Annotated in this window: 14 protein-coding genes; all 14 read right to left on the bottom strand. The window is 42.3% G+C overall.

Translation table 11 applies throughout. From position 1 onward, the window contains the following. Window positions 1–11: 11 nt before the first annotated feature. Complete coding sequence (locus tag FC33_RS00610) at window positions 12–2087, bottom strand: type I restriction-modification system subunit M (protein WP_235803872.1); 2076 nt, start codon at window positions 2085–2087, stop codon at window positions 12–14. A 490-nt stretch (window positions 2088–2577) separates the two neighbouring features. Further along, window positions 2578–3936, bottom strand: a complete 1359-nt coding sequence (gene rlmD / locus FC33_RS00605; protein ID WP_057826693.1) for a 23S rRNA (uracil(1939)-C(5))-methyltransferase RlmD — start codon at window positions 3934–3936, stop codon at window positions 2578–2580. A 59-nt stretch (window positions 3937–3995) separates the two neighbouring features. Next, complete coding sequence (locus FC33_RS00600; protein WP_057826692.1) at window positions 3996–5039, bottom strand: diacylglycerol kinase; 1044 nt, start codon at window positions 5037–5039, stop codon at window positions 3996–3998. Window positions 5040–5066: 27 nt separating this feature from the next. Then, on the bottom strand, window positions 5067–6500 hold the full coding sequence (gene gatB, locus FC33_RS00595) for an Asp-tRNA(Asn)/Glu-tRNA(Gln) amidotransferase subunit GatB (RefSeq protein WP_057826691.1): 1434 nt from the start codon (window positions 6498–6500) through the stop codon (window positions 5067–5069). Beyond that, a complete protein-coding gene (gene gatA, locus FC33_RS00590; protein WP_057826690.1) occupies window positions 6500–7966 on the bottom strand; it encodes an Asp-tRNA(Asn)/Glu-tRNA(Gln) amidotransferase subunit GatA in 1467 nt (488 codons plus the stop codon). Before gatA ends, gatB begins: the two co-directional genes overlap by 1 nt. Next, window positions 7966–8271: an Asp-tRNA(Asn)/Glu-tRNA(Gln) amidotransferase subunit GatC gene (gene gatC / locus FC33_RS00585; protein WP_057826689.1), complete on the bottom strand. Its 306-nt coding sequence runs from the start codon at window positions 8269–8271 to the stop codon at window positions 7966–7968. The genes gatA and gatC overlap by 1 nt, the downstream gene beginning before the upstream one ends. Window positions 8272–8333: 62 nt before the next feature. After that, window positions 8334–9488 carry a CamS family sex pheromone protein gene (locus FC33_RS00580; RefSeq protein ID WP_057826688.1) on the bottom strand — a complete coding sequence of 385 codons (1155 nt, stop codon included), beginning with the start codon at window positions 9486–9488 and terminating at the stop codon, window positions 8334–8336. After that, the gene (gene ligA, locus FC33_RS00575; RefSeq protein WP_057826687.1) at window positions 9485–11503 is read right to left on the bottom strand and encodes an NAD-dependent DNA ligase LigA; all 2019 of its coding nucleotides are present in this window, start codon (window positions 11501–11503) and stop codon (window positions 9485–9487) included. The genes FC33_RS00580 and ligA overlap by 4 nt, the downstream gene beginning before the upstream one ends. Window positions 11504–11517: 14 nt before the next feature. After that, a complete protein-coding gene (pcrA, locus tag FC33_RS00570; RefSeq protein ID WP_057826738.1) occupies window positions 11518–13743 on the bottom strand; it encodes a DNA helicase PcrA in 2226 nt (741 codons plus the stop codon). Window positions 13744–13904: 161 nt separating this feature from the next. After that, window positions 13905–15038 carry a 5-(carboxyamino)imidazole ribonucleotide synthase gene (locus tag FC33_RS00565; RefSeq protein WP_057826686.1) on the bottom strand — a complete coding sequence of 378 codons (1134 nt, stop codon included), beginning with the start codon at window positions 15036–15038 and terminating at the stop codon, window positions 13905–13907. A 129-nt stretch (window positions 15039–15167) separates the two neighbouring features. Continuing rightward, window positions 15168–15788, bottom strand: a complete 621-nt coding sequence (locus FC33_RS00560; RefSeq protein WP_057826685.1) for a glycoside hydrolase family 73 protein — start codon at window positions 15786–15788, stop codon at window positions 15168–15170. Between the two features lie 11 nt (window positions 15789–15799). Next, window positions 15800–16393, bottom strand: a complete 594-nt coding sequence (locus FC33_RS00555) for an ECF transporter S component (protein WP_057826684.1) — start codon at window positions 16391–16393, stop codon at window positions 15800–15802. Between the two features lie 105 nt (window positions 16394–16498). After that, on the bottom strand, window positions 16499–17476 hold the full coding sequence (locus FC33_RS00550; RefSeq protein WP_057826683.1) for an AEC family transporter: 978 nt from the start codon (window positions 17474–17476) through the stop codon (window positions 16499–16501). Window positions 17477–17518: 42 nt separating this feature from the next. After that, window positions 17519–19138: a malolactic enzyme gene (locus FC33_RS00545; RefSeq protein WP_057826682.1), complete on the bottom strand. Its 1620-nt coding sequence runs from the start codon at window positions 19136–19138 to the stop codon at window positions 17519–17521. Window positions 19139–19192: the final 54 nt, after the last annotated feature.

Raw genomic sequence — 19192 nt, 5'->3', positions numbered from 1 at the left:
CTTCCACCTTCCTACTTAAATAACTCCTGCATTTCTGCATTAATTTCACTCTCTAAACTCTTAATTTCATCAGCTAACTTCTCAACTGACTCCGGATTTTGATATTGGTAGAAGTAACGAGTAAATGGAATCTCTGCCCCAGTCTTAATAACCGGTTTCTTCTTTCCTAAATCTTCATTAAAGAATGCTTTAGCGTCAGGTACAAACGGTAATACTTCCTTGGCCATGTAATCGTCAATTGAAGTATTGATATTAACGATTTCTGTATCTTCTGTATCCTTATCGTAAAGAATATTGCCTTTTTTATCTGTCTGAATTTCGGCCGTTTTATCCATCTTAGACAAACCATCAATTACCTTTTTGATTACCTTTTTATCAACAATCTCACTTAATAGTTCTGTAATCACTGGTTCAAACTCACCCAATGATTTATAAACTTTTTCTGACTTATTAGCCTCCAAAGTTGCTAGTAATTGGTCGTAAGCTGGCTTATTCTTTTGTAATTTAGCAAGTTGCTTCTGATCCTTGGCTGATAGTTCTTCTTCATTATTGTTTAAATTATCAAATTTTACCTGATCAAAAAAACTACTTAAACTAGCAATCATAGTTTCAATTCGCTCATCATTAATGGCATAGCTTCGTTGTAATGGTTGCATAACTGAGTACTCGCGATAAATAAACTCTGAATTATCATGAATTTGGGAAAGCTTATTTTCTTGATAATCAGTATATAATTTCGTAATTTTTTCACGGTTAGCTGGTGAAAATTCACGTTTCTTATTTCCAAGTGGTTTCCGTAAGGTTTCGTAGATATTGGTAGCATCTATAAATTGCACTTTTCCTTTGCGCTTTTGTGACTTATCCTTAGTTAAAATCCAAATGTAGGTTGCTAAACTCGTGTTATAAAAAAGATCAGTTGGTAAAGCAACAATTGCATCTAAATAATCATTCTCTAATAACCATCTACGAACTTGTGATTCACCCGATGCAGTTCCACCGGTAAAAAGTGGAGAACCATTCTCGATAATAGCAGCCCGTCCATTTTTATCAAGCTTATTTATGGCAGATTGGACAAAAAGAAGTTGTGAATCGCTAGTCTTAGGTAATCCTGCTCCCCAACGACTATTTTCACCCCTAAGATACTCCTCTTTAACAGCTTCTTCTTGACCTTGTTTAGCATCTTTGCCACCCCATGGCGTTCCAAATGGTGGATTTTCTAAAACATAACGCATTTTTTGATTTGGAAAACAATCGTCTTTTAACGTATCAGCATGACGAAAATTATCAATGTTTTGGTTTTTAATCAACATTTCTGCTAATCCAACCGCATACGATTGCCCCATTAATTCTTGACCAAATAAATGAATATTGGCTGTAGGATTAATATGTTTGATATAGTCATAAGCCGTTGAAAGCATTCCACCTGTTCCACATGCTTGATCCAAAATAGTAACAACTTTATTTTCTTCAGAAATATCATCGCTATCTTCAGCAAGTAATAATGAGACACAAAGTTGAATAATATCTCGACCGGTATAAAATTGCCCTGCCTCCACATTTTGATAAAAACGAGCAATTAGATTTTCAAAAATATAACCCATTTTAATGCTATCAAATTTTTCAACGCTAAGTTCTAATTCAGAGAAAGCTTTAACTACTGAATAAAGACACCCGCCTTCATCCATCTTATCAATATGATTCTCAATATCTAAATTTTGTAAAATTTCTTGTACATCTGTTGAAAAACCACTTAAATACGCCTTAAAATTGGCTGCAATATTATCTGGATCATTACATAATTCAGCTAAATCAAACTTACTAGTATTATAAAATTGATAACCACTAATTTTATACATTGCCCGTGCTGGATAAGCAGGCATTTCCTCAAATTTGGCTAAAACCGCAGCTTTTGTTGGTTCTAAAACACTTTCAAATCGCCGAATAATTGTCATTGGAATAATGACATCCCCATACTTATCTGGTAGATATGTTCCACGTAATTTATTAGCAATACCCCAAATAAAATTCGCTTCACTTGTAATATCAATTGGCTGTTCATCCATGTAATAATTACTTTCTTTTTTCACTTTTATATCCTCTCTCAAATACAATAAATTTCACTCTCTCGCAGCTCGTGTCCACGAATCGTTTCGTCACTTCGTTCCTTACTCTTCGGACACTATCGCGTGGAGCGTTTCTAAGCTTTCTCGCTCCTTTTAGTCACGTTCAAGCAAAGTTTCTTGCTCTCCACGGTTCGCCACTTTCCAATCACTCGTCGCTTTGCTCCTCTTTCTTGGGTAGCTATCGCGCGAAGGATCACTAGCAATGCCTGCGTCGCCTAGCTCCTTACTGTGTTTTGCTCTCTCGCGGTTCGTGTCCTCGAATCGTTTCGTCTCTTCGTTCCTTACTCTTCGGACACTATCGCGTGGAGCGTTTCTAAGCTTTCTCGCTCCTTTTAGTCGCGCTCAAGCAAAGTACCTTGCTCTCCGCGGTTCGCCACTTCCCAATCACTCGTCGCTCTGCTCCTCTTTCTTGGGTGACTATCGTGCGGAGGATCACTAGCAATGTCTGCGTCGCTTAGCTCCTTGTCATTACTGTGATACTCTCGACATGCTGCGTCATCGGGAATTGATCCACAGGTTGGATCGGCTGGGATACATGATACCCTTCATCCATAAATTGCTGAATATCACGAACCAGAGTTGCAGGATTACAACTCACATAGACAATCTTCTTCGGATTCATAGCAGCGGCACTGTGGATCAAACTGTTTGTAAGTCCTTTCCGTGGTGGATCAACCATGATCACGTCAGGATTGATTCCCTGACTTTCCCATTTGGCCATCCACTCTTCAGCATTCCCAACTTCAAAATCCACATTATCGATGTGATTAAGTTGGGCATTTTCCTTCGCATCCGCAATTGCTTCCGGCACGATTTCCACCCCGTACACCTTACGGGCATGCTCAGCAAGACTTAATGAAATTGTCCCAATTCCGCAGTAAGCGTCAATCACGGTTTCATTTCCTGTTAATCCCGCCTGCTTAATCGCTTCATTGTACAAAACCTCTGTCTGTTGCGGGTTAACCTGATAAAATGAATGGGCCGAAATTTTAAACCTCAAACCATTCAACGTATCGGTAATCGTTGAAGCGCCAGCAAGAACAATGTCTTGGTTTCCAAGAATCACATTGGTGTTGCGGTTATTCACATTTTGAATCACACTTTTCACATCAGGCATTGATTCGATGATTTCATTAGCAATCTTATCCCCATGTGGAAAACTTTTTCCGTTTGTTACGATCACCACCATTGCTTCATGCGAGTAATAACCGCGCCGAACCATTAAATGCCGAATCAATCCCCTTTGCGTTTGTTCGTCATAGGCTGATAAATCATATTTATTCAAAATCACCAATGTGGACTGCAAAATCTCATCAATTCGCTGATCCTGAATCGTAAAGTCTTTCATCGGAACAAAGTGATGGCTTCCTTTGCGATAAAAACCAACTTCCAGTTGGCCATTGATTTTGCGCACTGGAACCTGGGCTTTATTCCGGTAATGAATTGGATTTTTCATCCCCAATGTGGATAAGACTTTGATTTGCTCATCAAGATGGGCCTTTTTCAACAATTGTTGAATCTGATTCTGTTTAAATTTCAACTGGGCGGCATACTTTAAGTGTCCTAACGGCGTCACGCCATCTTGTTGCGCGTCATCTTCCACCCGGTCCGGACTCTTTGAAAACCATTTAAGTGCCCGCGCAAAAGCAAAATTTTTGCGTGCTTTGACCACAATCGCTTCAATTTCTTCACCCGGAAGAGCCCCTGCAATAAACAACGGATAGTCATCAACCTTCGCAACGCCCATTCCTTCGTAGGTCAAGTCTTCCACAGTGACTGTTAATTTCTCATTTTTTGATACTGGTGTTTTCATTTCCTACCTCATTTACTGAAAAGGAGAGAAGACTTATCCACAGCTTCTCTCCTGATTAATTATTTATCCTCTAATTGGTGATCAGCATCATTCATTTCAAGTTCTTCGTGGGATAAGTTTTCCACGCCTTGAATCAAATGCTCGCGGGCGTCCTCAGCCTGCTCATCTTCTTCTTGCTGCCGAATTGCATCGTCGGGGATATCTTTGACGTTTGCAAAAATCTCAATGTGTTGCTTCAGATTCTTAAACGTCATTGGCGCATCGCCACCGTATTCGCCGTCAATGTTGATCATCATCTTTTCGTTTACTGGTTTGGCTACAACCTTTGAAGTTTTAACATACAAAATCCGCGGATCATCAATGTGTTTTCCCCCATTTAAAATCTTGGTGAATAACTGGAGAATTTCCATTAAATTGCTGGTTTTAACCACAATTAACGTGAATTTTCCATCATCTAATGATGCGTCTGGAACAAGCTGTTCAAACCCGCCGACTGAATTGGTCAACGCAAGGAAAAACATTGAGGCTTTTCCATCGTATACGCCGTCATCATATTCCAGGTGCATGTCGATCGGCTTCATGCGCGGAAGCATTTCAGCCCCCTTAACAAAGTATGCAAGGTAGCCGAACAGCGATTTAACCTCTGACGGAACAACATAGGTCAATTCTGTTAATAAGCCGCCCCCGGCAATATTAACAAAGTACTTTTCCCCAGCCATTCCAATATCGATTTTGATCGTTTCACCGCGCGCAATTACCTTCGCTGCTTCAACCGGACTTTCACGCGGAATCTTTAATGCCCGCGCATAGTCATTCGTTGTTCCCGCGGGAATGATTCCCAACTTTGGCCGGTGCTTCAATCCGGCAATTCCGTTTACGACTTCATTGATCGTTCCATCACCGCCGGCAGCCACAATTAAATTGAAGCCAGCGCGCGCAGCCCGTTCAGCTTCATTGCGTGCCGAATTTTCTTCGGGGGTCGTCGCAAAAGCGCTGGTTTCATAACCTGCACGTTCCAAAATATTCAAGATTTCAACAAGGTCGCTTTTGATTGCCTCGCGTCCAGATGTCGGATTATAAATAATACGACAACGTTTTTGCATTGTTAATCCCTCTTTCGCCAGCAAATTTTATCTACTCTTTAAGCTTTCCGTTAATAATTTATTAACGACTTTCGGGTTTGCCTTGCCCCGTGTTTGCTTCATAATGTTTCCAACTAAAAAGCCAAATGCCCGGTCTTTACCGTTCTTAAAGTCTTCAATTGATTGTTGGTTATTATCAAGTACTTCGTCAATGATCGGTTGCAATTTTGCAGGATCTGACAATTGAACCATGCCTTTTTCTTCAACCCATGCCTTTGGTTCAGTGTCATTCGTAATAATTTCCTTAAAGACCTTCTTCGCGATCTTTGATGAAATCGTTCCGTCCTTGATCAATTGGATCATGGTCGCTAAGTGTTCAGGCGTCAATGCCGTGTCGCCAAGTTCAATTTGCTTGTCGTTTAAGTAAGCATTCACTTCACCCATCAACCAGTTTGAAGCCAATTTCGGATCGCCGCCATGGGCAACCGTTGCTTCATAAAAGTCTGACATTTCCTTTGTTTGGGTCAAAACTTTGGCATCATAAGCTGGAATACCCCATTCATTAATGTAGCGTTCCCGCCGCTTATCTGGCATTTCAGGAATTGATTTGCGAACTTCTTCGATCCATTCGTTTGAAATGTGATATGTCGGCAAATCTGGTTCTGGGAAGTAACGATAATCGTTGGCTTCTTCCTTTGACCGCATTAAAACGGTCGTTCCGGTTGGTTCATCGAACCGGCGAGTTTCCTGTTCGATTTCGCCACCCTTAAGTAAAATGCCACGTTGCCGCTTTTCTTCGTATTCAATCCCTTTCCGAACATGATCAAGTGAGTTCAAGTTCTTCATTTCGGTCCGAACACCTGGTTTATCAGAACCGATTGGCCGCACAGAAACGTTTACGTCGGCCCGCATTGAACCTTGTTCCATCTTTACATCTGAAATTCCGGTAAACTTGATGATTTGACGAAGCCGTGACAAGTATGCGTAGGCTTCATCTGCTGAATGAAGGTCCGGTTTTGAAACGATTTCGATCAACGGAGTTCCCTGACGATTCAAATCAACGTATGAATAGCCGTTTGGATTGTGGGTATTCTTCCCCGCATCTTCTTCGACGTGCATTTCTTCGATTCCGATTTTCTTCTTCGTTCCGTCTTCAAGTTCGATTTCCAACCAGCCATCATGGGCAATTGGAGTATCTTTTTGGGTAATCTGGTATGCTTTCGGGTTATCCGGATAGAAGTAGTTCTTCCGGTCAAAATGCAAGTCCTGTTCAATTTCACAGTTCAAAGCCATTGCAGCCCGCATTCCGTATTCCAAAACACCCTTGTTAACTTCTGGCAAAACCCCTGGATATGCCCAGTCAATTACATTGGTATTTGTGTTCGGTTCAGCCCCGTAAACAACCGGTGCCGGCGAGTAAGCCTTTGACTTTGTTTGCATTTCAATATGGACTTCAAGTCCAATCGTTGTTTCAAAGTTCATTAATTTTGACCTCCAATCGTTGGGATTTGATTATGAAAATCAGTTGCTTGTTCAAATGCATAACCTGCTTGGTACAGCGTTTCTTCATCAAACCGCGGTGCAACCAGGTGGATTCCAACTGGTAATCCGTCCTTCGTGAAACCGCCAGGAATTGACATTGCAGGAACGCCGGCCAGGTTCATTGGAATTGTCAATAAATCGTTCATGTACATGGCAATCGGATCATCGGTCTTTTCACCAAAACCAAATGCTGCCGTTGTCGTTGTTGGTCCTAAGATCAAATCATAATCCTTAAAGACATTGTCAAATTCGTTGCAGATCAATGTCCGAACCTTGGTTGCTTTGCCAAAGAATTCATCATACAAGCCTGATGAAAGTGAGAATGTCCCCAGCATGATCCGCCGTTTAACTTCATCACCAAAGCCTTCTGAACGTGAACGAACATAAACATCTTCAAGGTTCTTCACGTCTTTTGCCCGGAAACCATAACGAATTCCGTCATACCGTTGCAAGTTTGATGAAGCTTCAGAAGTTGCAACAATGTAGTAAACTTGAATTCCGTTAAGTGAGTGCGGCAATGAAATTTCATCAACCGTTGCTCCTAAGCTTTCAAATGTCTTAATGGCATTTTGAACAACTTCCCGGACTTCGGGTTGTAAATCAACATCCATGAATTCTTTTGGAACCCCGATGTGCATGCCTTTGATATCCTTCCCGATTTTTGATGTAAAGTCAGGAACTTCCCGTGGAGAAGTTGTAAAGTCATGCTTATCTTGACCAGCAATTGCATTTAACATCAACGCATTATCCTTAACGTTCCGGGTCATTGGGCCGATTTGGTCAAGGCTTGATGAAAAGGCAATTAAGCCGTACCGTGATACCCGACCATACGTTGGTTTAAAACCGACAACGCCGTTAAATGCAGCTGGTTGCCGGATTGAACCACCCGTATCAGAACCTAAAGCAGCAATCAATTCACCTGAAGCAACGGCTGCTGCTGGACCACCTGAAGAACCGCCAGGAACCTTCGTTTGATCCCACGCATTTTTCGTTTTCTTAAAAGCTGAAGTTTCCGTTGAACTTCCCATCGCAAATTCATCAAGGTTCAACTTTCCGGCAACGACCATTCCGGCATTTTCAAGCCGTTCAACCGCCGTTGCAGTGTAAATCGGGTTAAAGTTTTCCAGCATCTTGCTGGCTGCGGTCGTTGTTAATCCCTTTGTTACCATGTTATCCTTGATTCCAACTGGGATTCCATCTAAAACATTGTCCGCGTCGATTCCCCGTTGATCAATTGCGGCCGCTTGCTTTAATGCTTCATCCTTGTTCATTGCAAGAAATGCATCGATTTGCGGTTCGCGCTTCGCAATCCCATCAAATGTTGCTTGCATTAATTCGCTTGCACTCAATTCCTTGTTAACTAACATTTGGTGCAAACTTGTTAAATCATTCTTCAAGTAGTCCATTATTCGTTATCCTCCCCTTCATCAATAATTGCGGGAACTTTGATAAACCCGTCTTCGTGTTCAGGGACATTCTTCATTAATTCACTCCGGTCAACACCTTTTTCAGCAACATCTTCACGCATAATGTTGACTGCATCCGTAACATTGATTGTTGGCTTAACACCATCTGTATTGATCTTACTTAACTGGTGTGACATGTTCATGATGTCTTCTAATTGCTTGGTAAACTTTTCAAGTTCTTGATCAGTAAATTCAAGCTTTGATAAGGAAGCAATTTTTTTAACGTCATCCTTTGTGATTTCCATCATTTTTCCTTCTTTCTAACCTTAAATCATTACTTTTATTTTAGCATATGAAAAAATCTAAATTAGTTTCCGGTGAGAATGTGGCTTTCAAATTTTCCTTCGCCTGCGTTCCGTGAAAGGAATGCTTGGGTCTTACCATCAGATCCTAAGATTTGAATATCGATTGGAATCTTGTTTGGCAAGTAACTTTGGGCAGCCTGAGCAACGTATTGTGTAAAGCTGATAATTTCAGTTTCACTATAGAACTGGGTTGTAATATTCACGTTCATTCCCTTAAGGGTGTTGCCGTCATATTGAGCTTGGGCCGTTACCCCTGCAAGGTTCGGGAAGAAGTTTTGAATCTTATCCTTAAAGTTTTCAAAACTGTGTTCATCGTTGCTGTTTGGAACTGAATTAGTTGATGTTGCCGGGAAGACCACGTTCTTAATATCAAGGTTCTTCCAGTCGCCAAGTTGCGTTCCGCTGTTGCTTACTGCATATGCATAAAACGATCCGCCGACCAAACTATCATTCGGGGCCTGTTCAAACATTGCGATCACGATTGGAATGTTATTTGGAACCCCGTCAATTTTCCGGACCCGTTCCAAAACCTTTTGGGCGTCTGCCTTTCCTTGCGCAACCATCTTATCGTGCGGAATTGATTGCGTAAAGGTTGGTCCATACTGTTGTTTTTGGTAATAATCCTTTTGATTCATTCCGATTCCGATCGTCATTCCGGCCAATGTCAACTTACCATTGTTGTTCTTCATGTAATCTTGTTCGCCGATTTGTTGAACATACATTGGATTCCGGTTCGAACCGTTGCCATTATCAACCGGGTTCAAGCCATCCGGATTATCTTTCGACTGCCGGCCTAACCATTTTTCAACCGTTGACGTGGATAAGTATTGCCCTTCTTGGAAAATATAACTTTGGGTTGAAAAGAACTTCTTTGAAATATCCGTCATCCCAATATCAAAGTTTTTCAAGTTCAGCATGTTGTTGGCATCCTGCTGCACGCCGACTCCGCGTGATTTGCTTATCCGATACCGGCCGTTTTCAATTACGCCGCGATACTGGTCGCTATCCGCATCACCGGTAATTTGAAATTTATCTGTCTTCTTTGTCGTTGTCGTATCATTGCTGCCCGAAGACGAGCTGTTATTTGATTTGCCGCATCCTACAAGGAGTAAAGCAGCTAAGCAAATTCCGACAAAGGCTCCTGCTTTTCGTTTCAATCTTCTGCCTCCATTTGTTCCATAAAGGTTGCTTCATTGATAATTTTAACATTTAATTGCTGTGCTTTGGCAAGTTTGCTTCCGGCATCGTGTCCCGCAATCAGTAAATCTGTTTTCCCAGAAACACTGCCGGTCACTTTCGCTCCATGCGCTTCAAGCCATTTCTTCGCATCTGCCCGTTTCAAATGGTCTAGCGTTCCCGTCAAAACGACCCGAAGTCCATTAAACGGACTTTCTGCGGCCGCCGCAGCCTGTTCTTCTTCAGATTGACCCAGAAAATCCATGTTGACTCCCGCTTGAACAAGTTCTTCAAGCAACTCATTAACTTGCGGGTTTTGGAAATATGTAACCACGCTTTCCGCAATCGTCTGCCCCACCGTTTTGATTGCTGCGATTTCATCGATCGTTGCCTTTTTAATCGCATCCATCGTCTTAAAATGCTGGGCAATCAGGCGGGCCGCCTTTGCTCCAACGTGCCGAATCCCTAAACCGAATAACAACCGTTCCAACGAATTATGCCGGCTATTATCGATGGCCGTCAGTAAATTATTGGCTGACTTATCCTTAAATTTATCAAGTTGCAGCAATTCTTCAAAGTTAAGTTGATATAGATCGGCCACATCCTGAACCATTTTTCGTTCATACAACTGGGCAATGATTTTGGTTCCCAGTCCTTGAATATCCATTGCGTTTCGGGAAGCAAAGTGGGTCAAGCTTTCCTTCACCAACGCTGGACACTTCGGATTAATACACCGTAATGCCACTTCATCATCGAGATGAACAAGTGGTGCATGACATTCCGGACATTCGGTTGGAATCGAATATGGTTGCGAATCTGCCGGCCGTTTTTTCAAAACAACGGTTGCCACTTCTGGAATAATATCTCCGGCTTTAAACAACTTCACGGTATCGCCGATGCGAATATCCTTTTCTTTAATGTAATCAGGATTATGAAGGGAAGCCCGACTGACCGTTGTTCCGGCTAATTGAACCGGATCCATCACGGCCGTTGGGGTAACAACTCCCGTTCGGCCGACCGTCCATTCGATCTGGTGAACGACGGTTTCCTGCTCATCCGGTGGGAATTTATACGCGATTGCCCACCGTGGAACCTTCACAGTATTGCCCACTTCTTCATGCACCTTAAACGGATTTGCTTTAATTACGATGCCGTCAATATCATACGGCAACGATGCCCGCTTTTGCTGATACTCATCAATGTAGGCCCGAATCTCATCCATATTATGCGCAACTTGATAGTCAGGGTTCACCTTAAAGCCCCACGAGCGCATCTTTTCAAGTGCTTCGCTTTGCGTCGTAACGCCAAATTTTTCTGGTTCCATCAAATAATAAATAAACGTGCTTAATTTTCGCTCAGCGGTAATCCGGCTATCAAGCTGCCGTAATGATCCGGCGGCCGCATTCCGGGCATTGGCGAAAATCTGTTTTCCCTGTTCTTCTTGCCGCTGATTAAGTTCAACAAATGATGCTTTCGGCATGTAACATTCGCCCCGAACTTCAACGTCAACGGGCTCGGACAATTCAAGCGGGATTGCATTGATTGTCTTCAAATTTTGAGTAATGTCTTCGCCGATTTGCCCATTTCCCCGGGTCGATCCTTGAACAAATTTACCATTCCGGTAGACAAGGGAGATCGCTAACCCATCGATCTTTAATTCACAATTGTAATCAATTTGCTGATGAACCGTTTGATCAAGGTTAACAACAAAATCCGCGAGTTCTTCCTTTGAAAAAACATCGCCTAACGAAAGCATCGGAATTTCATGTCCAATCTTTTCAAATCCTGTTAAAACTTGGCCTCCGACCCGTTGCGTTGGCGAATCCGGCGTGACCATTTCCGGATGGGCCTTTTCCAATTTCACTAATTCCTGGTATTTCTGATCGTAAACATCATCCGGAACACTCGGCTTATCAAGTGAATAATATTCACGGGACCACGTATTCAATTGTGACCGCAACTCATCAAATTGCTGCTGAAGTTTTTCGTTTGCCACCAACTTCACCCTCTTTATTTCTTCGTAATCGGTGCAAAGGCTGCCAATAAGCGCTTAATTCCTTGATCCTTGAATGCGATATCAAGTTCCATATCTTCACCGCTGCCGGTCACCTTTACAACCGTCCCTTCACCCCAGGCCTTATGTTGAACCTTATCACCAACTTTCCAGCTCTTCTTATCTGCGCCGGTTCCTTGAGGCCGATCAACCGTTCCTGCTGGTTTCCGGTAAACCGGTGTTTTCCGGGCAAACGGTGCATTCGTCCGTCGCACTGCTGAGTTTCCGGAACTAATATAATTTGCCCCTTCATTTTCAGAATGCAATAAATTATCGCCAATTTCGGTAATAAAGCGTGAAGCAGCATTAATTTGCCGTTTTCCGTATAACATTCGTGACAAGGCATTCGTGATGTATAACTCCTGCTGAGCCCGCGTAATTCCAACGTACGCAAGCCGGCGCTCTTCTTCTAATTCATCTTCATCCATTTGGGCCCGTGAAAGCGGAAAGATTCCTTCTTCCATTCCCATTAAAAAAACAACTGGGAATTCAAGTCCCTTGGCTGCATGCAACGTCATTAACGTCACTTCGTTTGAATCATCAACATCATCCTGATCAGATACCAAGGCTAAATCGGCAAGGAAATCTGCAAACGGATCACTTTCCTCGTCTTCAGGTTGCCACTGAGCATCAAACTGTTTCGTAACCGTTAAGAATTCATCCAAGTTTTCAAGCCGGCTTTGATTTTCAAGCGACTTGGTCTTCTCTAATTCTGCCCTGTAACCGGTCATTTCAAGAATATCTTCCGTCAGTTCCGTAACGTTTTCTTTTTCTTCAAGATCATGCAATTTGCGAATAAGGTGGGCGAACTTTTGGAGTTCATTCACCGCTTTACCCTTAATTTCAGTCAACGCCACGTTTTCGGCAGCTTCTTCAAGTGAAATTCCGTGAAAATCAGCAAAATCTTGAAGTTTTTGCATGCTGGTTGCCCCAATTCCCCGTTTCGGCGAATTAACGACCCGTTCAAAACTCAATGAGTCTTGTGGATTCGTTGCCAGCCGTAAATATGCTAAAACATCAAGAATTTCTTTCCGTTCGTAGAATTTATGGGCACCAACTAACTTGTAAGGAATGTTAGCTTTCACAAATGTTTCTTCGATTTTCCGTGATTGCGCGTTTGTCCGGTATAAAATCGCAAAATCACGGTATTGCCGCCCTTTTTGCTGCATTTGTTCTTTAATTGCCTTAACCACAAAATAGGCTTCATCGCTATCGGTATTGCCCCGGTAATAATGAATCTTTTCGCCCTGAGCATTTTCTGTCCACAATGTCTTGGCTTTCCGGTTAACGTTATTTTCAATTACCTTATTTGCCGCTTCCAAAATGGTTTTCGTTGACCGGTAATTTTGTTCCAGCTTAATAACCGTTGCGTCCGGGTAATCCTTTTCAAAGTTCAAAATGTTTTCCATGTTGGCACCGCGCCAACCGTAAATACTCTGGTCGGCATCCCCAACAACGCATAGATTACGGTTAGCCTTAGCTAACATGTTAACTAATTCATACTGGGCTTCATTTGTATCCTGATATTCATCAACGTGAATGTACTTGAATTTCCGTTGATAAAATTCAAGAACCGCTGGGGCTTCCTTAAACAGGTCGATCGTCTTCATAATCAAATCATCAAAGTCCATTGCTTGATCCTGTTGCAACCGGTCTTGGTATTCAACATATGCCTTTGCCACAAGGTCTTCGAACATTCCGCTTGCTTGTTCTTGGTACTGTTCTGGAGTCAATAAATCGTTTTTGGCGTTTGAAATGGCGCTTAAAATTGCCCGCGGATTATACTTTTTCGGATCAATGTTTAAATCTGCCATAATATGCTTCATCAGCGTCCGTTGCTCGCTTGAGCTGGCAATCGTGAAGCCGCGATTATAACCGATTTTTTCACCATCGCGCCGTAAAATCCGAACACAAAGGGCATGGAACGTTGATACCCAAATTTCTTCCGCACCTTCACCAATCAATTTATCGATTCGTTCCCGCATTTCACGGGCCGCTTTATTAGTAAAGGTAATCGCAAGGATGTTCCAGGGGTTAATGCCCTTTTCTTCGATCAAGTAGGCCACCCGGTGAGTCAATACCCGGGTCTTCCCGCTTCCTGCACCGGCCATTACCAGCAACGGTCCTTCCGTTGTTTGAACGGCTTCTGCTTGTTTATCGTTCATCTTTGCTAATAAATCCATCACAGCCAATTCATTTCCTCCTATGCAAGCTACAATCAAGTTTTATTATATCAAAATCAGGCTTACTTTTTAAGGTAAAAAAGACAAAGAGACTGGCGTCTAAAGCAATCGGTTTCGCCAATTTACTTTAGATGTTCAGCCTCTTTAATTTACTTAAAATCCTAAATTTTGTTATCCCAAATTCCAGTTGATTCAACCTGTTCGCGCACAGTTTCAATCGTTGGTCCTAATGCCAGCAAATACCCTTCCGTATCATGCACCCGCATTGAAAGGGGATAACGGAAGAAATTGTAATACCAGTTATCCTTAAGAACCCACTGTGTCCGTAAGTCATCTTGATCATGACTCTCGATCGTAATTGCGACGGTCGGTTCCATCAGCTCGGTCTTTACAAGCGGCATTTGGGCTAAGGCCCGCAAATGCTGTTCAAACATCGTAACGTTCGTTGCCTTGTCAAACACATAACCGCTCGCATGCAATCCCGGAACGACCCGTTTAACGTAAATTGCACCACTTTCAGTCAGGAAGAAGGCAATTTCCATCGTGCCGACATAGTTTAAGTTTTTCGCAATCTTATCAGCCAACCGACGGACCTCTGCTTCAACGTCATTACTGATCATTGCTGGGACCAGTGATTCATGAAGAACATGATCATGATAGATGTTTTCAATTACCGGGAAGAAATTGACCGTTCCCTTCGCATCCTTTGTCAAAACCACTGATAATTCCTTGGTATATGGAATCCACGATTCAAGGATGTACGTTCCCATGTCGATAATATCCGCACACTTGGCAATATCCGATTGTTTGCGAATAATTTGTTGATGAGCCTTTCCAAGCCCCTTTTGAATTGGCTTCAAGACACATGGATAACCAATTGACGTTACAGCTTGGTAAACATCATCAAGGTTAACGATCGTTGCATACGGGGCAATATTAACGTTCAATTGTTCAAAAAATGCCCGTTCAAGCAGCCGGTCTTGCATGTATTCCAATGCATCGGTCCCCTGCGGAACTGATGTATATTGGGCAATGTACTTAATCACTTCTGAATTGACATGTTCTGATTCATACGTCACAACATCGCACCGTTGAGCAAAACTTTGAAGCTTTAATTTATCGTTCATTTTGCCAACGATTCGAACATCGGCTTCTGCCAAAGTCGGACTTTCTTCATATCGGCTGTATGCCACAACCTTATATCCCATTTTTTTGGCAGCCCGCGCTAACATAATTCCGTTTGGACTATCGCCAATGATTCCCAATGTACTTCCAGGAAAAAGCGTTTTTGTCATTTTCCTCACTACTCTCCATTCAAACCTATATAATTTCGATTTCCAATTATTAGTTTATCAATAACTAATCATATCATTTTTAATGATACCATAATTGCAACTTTGAATATTATAAATTTCCTTTAGATTTTAACCATTATCGTACTGATATAACTTATATTTTTGAATAATTGCGATCAGCTTTTGGGCATAGTTGGGGTCAGTTGCATACCCGTTCGCCTGCAAAGCTTCCGCGGCACTTTCGTAATTCGGTGCATTCACGACTTGCTCATAGTGATTTTGATCACCTTCAAGCCCACCAACCAGCAACTTAGTATGTGCCGCAATCGAAGCCGCCCACGATGGATAAACCGCAAAGCTGGCTTTGACCGTGATCCATTGGCCATTTACATACTCTTTAGTCGTCATCATCGCGCTGTTCGTCCCGGTTCCTTTGACCCCAAAAAGATTATTATACTTTTGCGAAAGTTCGCTTTGACCCCAATCTGATTCTAATGCGGCTTGCGCAATCGTAATGCTTGCAAGCACATGACTTTGGCGTTGTTCGCTTTCCGCAATTGGCGCAACCTTTTGAATAAAGTTCAGTTTGACCTGTTCGCTTTGGGGAATTGCTGCCTGACTTTGCCGAATTTCGCGTCCGCCCCACCGAATAGCTTGAATTGACATCATCAATCCAAGGATAACGATCAAAACGACGTCGGTGATTTTTAAATGCCGTTGTCTTAAAAAACGGTTTAATTTTCTCTTCATTTTTTCAACCCTCAAGCATGCTTCTTCAAAACCTTTAATAACGCGGTGGCAATTAACGGAACTGTTACCGCTGCTAACAGCATTTCCGGAATTCCGTTCGTTCCCACTACCCCCAACAAATACGGAAGAAGCTGACGAACATCGACCGCATACAATCGCGGTGCTTGATTATGATAAAAAAGATAAATTTGGCCAAGGACCAGTAAGGTATTGGTCATACTTCCCGCCATTGCCGCCACCACCATTGATTTTCGGATTGAAAAATGCCTTTTCAACCATAAAAAGCCATATCCCGCAACCGTTCCAACTAAAATTCGGGGAAGGACGGAAATCAACGGATTCGTAAAGCAAATAACTGCCAGCGGACTTGTCGGCCAAATAAACGCCCGGATAAAGGTGATCATTCCCCAAATTCCGCCAACGGTCATTCCTTGAACGGGGCCTAAAACAATTGCTGCAACAATTACCGTAATATGGATCAGCGTAATACTTAACGGTCCGATTGGAATGTTCCCCAAAACTGGAACCAAATTTTGGACGATCACGATCGTTCCAAAAAGCGCTAATAATGTATTTCGCCGTAATTTTTGACGCGGATCAAGCACGCGATCACTCCCTGATAATTATTACCGCTGATTATAACTTAAAAGAAAAAGCCGTGCAATTGCACAGCCTTTTCAAACTCTTTCTCATCTTAAACCCGTAATAAACTAGATAAATTGTAAGATTCCCATCAATACTGGAACAACCACAATGAATAATACCGTACTCATAACAACGACGTTTGTTGCGTATTCAACATCGCCGTGGGCTTCGCCAGCCAATACCGGCAATACGGCTAACATTGGTGTTGCTGATTGAACGATCAATGTTTGTTGCATCAAGCGTGGTAAATCAAAGTGAAGAATTGGTGCTCCGAACTTGATCAAAAGAATCAATACAAGTGGTGATAATACGAACCGGCCAAGTAAGGCAATGATCGAATCACGGTCAAACTTGAAGTTCTTTAAACCGGCATCGCATAAAACAACCCCGATGTAAATCAATGATAATGGGGTTACCAAGTTACCTACATAACCAAGTGTTTGGAACAAGAAGTCCGGCTTGCTGCTTGGTAAACCAAGGAGTAACCAGATAATAGCAACAACGAATCCAACAAGCGGCATTGGTAACAGTTTTTGCAAACTGATCTTGTGCTTCTTCTTGCTGTCTTTATCAGCCGTTGGATCATCATTGTAGATCAAGAAGACCCCAAAGGCCCATGTTGAAACCGTATTGATTACGTAGTAGATCAAGAAGTCAGCCATTGACTTTGTTCCGAATAAAGCCATGTTTAATGGCATTCCGATAAAGATCGTGTTGGCGTTGACGATCGCGTTCATCATGATTCCGCGCCGGCCTGGACGAACCTTTAAGACCTTAACAACGAGCCATGCGATTAAGTATCCAATAATTACACCTAAAGCTGGGAAAATCAATCCCTTTCCCAAGCCTACTAAACTTGACCGCGTCAAGTGTTTTTGAACAGATACGAAAATTGAAGCTGGCAAAGCGATCTTCGTAATTAAACCTGAAATACTCTTTGCGAAATCATCGCCAAACCATCTAAATTTCCGAAGTAAAAATCCAAGTGCCATAATCAAAACGATTACGACAATACTTGATACTGAAGTTAAAAATACAGACATCCCTCTTACGCTCCTCTATAAATTCGCTTACTTATCTTTTTATTAATATTTCGGTTCCCACTTCATATCAGCAACTGCTTTGTGAGCATCTGATACACCAGCGATGCCTTGATCAATTGCACTTTGAGCAACTGTTTCAGCAACTGTTTGGGTAAATTCAGTCAACTTAGCAACTGGTGGTAATACTGGGGCACCTGGTTGGCTTGCGTCAACAATTCCGCCTAATGCGTGGGCAGCAGCGGCAAGCATCTTTTCGTTCACAATCTTTGCCTTAGCAGCGATTGAACCGAAACCAACTCCTGGGTATACCAAAGCGTTGTTTGCTTGACCGATCGTGTATGTGACACCGTCGTATTCAACAGGATCTGAAGGAATTCCGGTTGCAACTAATGCCCGGCCGTCTGTCCACTTGATCAAGTCTTCAGCCTTAGCTTCCAATAACTTCGTTGGGTTTGAAATTGGGAAGATGATTGGCCGTTCTGTGTGGGCAGCCATTTCTTTAACAATTGATTCTGTAAAGGCACCTGGTTGCTTTGAAGTTCCGATCATAACGGTTGGGTGAACAGCCTTCACGATGGCTTCAAGGCTAGTTAATTCGTCGGCATTATCAAATTCACTGCGTTGACGAACAAATGGCTTTTGAGCTTGTGTCAAGCCTTCTGTGTCTTCAAACAATAATCCTTGCTTGTCAACCAAGTAGAAGTGTTTCTTTGCTTCCTCTTCGCTCATTCCGTTACGAACTAATTCGTCGCACATCATTTGAGCAATTCCGCATCCGGCAGTTCCGGCACCAAATGTCAAGAAGATTTGATCTTCAAGTTTTTCCTTTGAAATGTTCAAAGCTCCAAGAACACCTGCTAAGCAGATAATTCCGGTTCCTTGAATATCATCGTTAAATACCGGAATTTCATTTTGATACTTTTGTAAGATAACATCGGCGTTTGAACGACCAAAGTCTTCGAAGTGGATCAAAACGTCTGGGAATAACTTCCGAGCTGATTCAACGAACTTATCAACCATTTCATAGTACTTGTCACCGTAGATCCGCTTGTGGTGGTTACCTAAGTACAATGGATCGTTTAATAATTCTTCATTATCTGTTCCGGCATCCAATGAAACTGGCAATACGTTGCGGGGATCAATTCCAGAAGCAGCTGTGTAAACCATTAATTTACCAATTGAAATATCTGCGCCTTGAGTACCCCAGTCGCCGATTCCAAGAATTGCTTCAGCATCTGAAACAACGATCAACTTGATGTCGCGGCCTTCTGCAGCGTTCTTCAATGTGTCTTCAATATCATCTTGAGCATCGATTGAAATAAATGCAGCGTCTTGTGGTTGAACAAAGACGTGGCTGTAATTTTCAATTGAGTCTGCGATTACCGGATCATAAACGATTGGCATGAATTCAACCAAGTGCTTGCTCATCAAGTAGTAGAACAATGTCCGGTTTGTGTTGAAGATTTCCATTAAGAACTTCCGCTTTTCAAAGTTGTTTGGCTTTGATTGGTAGTGTTCGTATGTTTGCTTTGCTTGGTCTTCAATTGATTGAACACCGATTGGCAACATTCCGACCAAACCATATTCTTTCCGTTCTTCGTTTGTAAATGCAGTTCCTTTATTTAAGAAAGGATCTCTTAAAACGTCAATTCCACGTTTCATATCTTAACGCCTCTTCTTTTCCTTTAATGTTTACTCCTGCATTTTAGTTTTTCT

It is taken from the genome of Ligilactobacillus aviarius subsp. aviarius DSM 20655, assembly GCF_001436315.1.
Lineage (GTDB): Bacteria > Bacillota > Bacilli > Lactobacillales > Lactobacillaceae > Ligilactobacillus > Ligilactobacillus aviarius.
This window is presented reverse-complemented; position numbering and strand designations above follow the sequence as displayed.

What these genes read in the sequence shown, in the direction of transcription:
- rlmD (WP_057826693.1), bottom strand. Translation starts at nt 3,936, where the DNA reads ATGAAAACACCAGTATCAAAAAATGAGAAATTAACAGTCACTGTGGAA.
- FC33_RS00600 (WP_057826692.1), bottom strand. Translation starts at nt 5,039, where the DNA reads ATGCAAAAACGTTGTCGTATTATTTATAATCCGACATCTGGACGCGAG.
- gatB (WP_057826691.1), bottom strand. Translation starts at nt 6,500, where the DNA reads ATGAACTTTGAAACAACGATTGGACTTGAAGTCCATATTGAAATGCAA.
- gatA (WP_057826690.1), bottom strand. Translation starts at nt 7,966, where the DNA reads ATGGACTACTTGAAGAATGATTTAACAAGTTTGCACCAAATGTTAGTT.
- gatC (WP_057826689.1), bottom strand. Translation starts at nt 8,271, where the DNA reads ATGGAAATCACAAAGGATGACGTTAAAAAAATTGCTTCCTTATCAAAG.
- pcrA (WP_057826738.1), bottom strand. Translation starts at nt 13,743, where the DNA reads ATGGATTTATTAGCAAAGATGAACGATAAACAAGCAGAAGCCGTTCAA.
- FC33_RS00565 (WP_057826686.1), bottom strand. Translation starts at nt 15,038, where the DNA reads ATGACAAAAACGCTTTTTCCTGGAAGTACATTGGGAATCATTGGCGAT.
- FC33_RS00560 (WP_057826685.1), bottom strand. Translation starts at nt 15,788, where the DNA reads ATGAAGAGAAAATTAAACCGTTTTTTAAGACAACGGCATTTAAAAATC.
- FC33_RS00550 (WP_057826683.1), bottom strand. Translation starts at nt 17,476, where the DNA reads ATGTCTGTATTTTTAACTTCAGTATCAAGTATTGTCGTAATCGTTTTG.
- FC33_RS00545 (WP_057826682.1), bottom strand. Translation starts at nt 19,138, where the DNA reads ATGAAACGTGGAATTGACGTTTTAAGAGATCCTTTCTTAAATAAAGGA.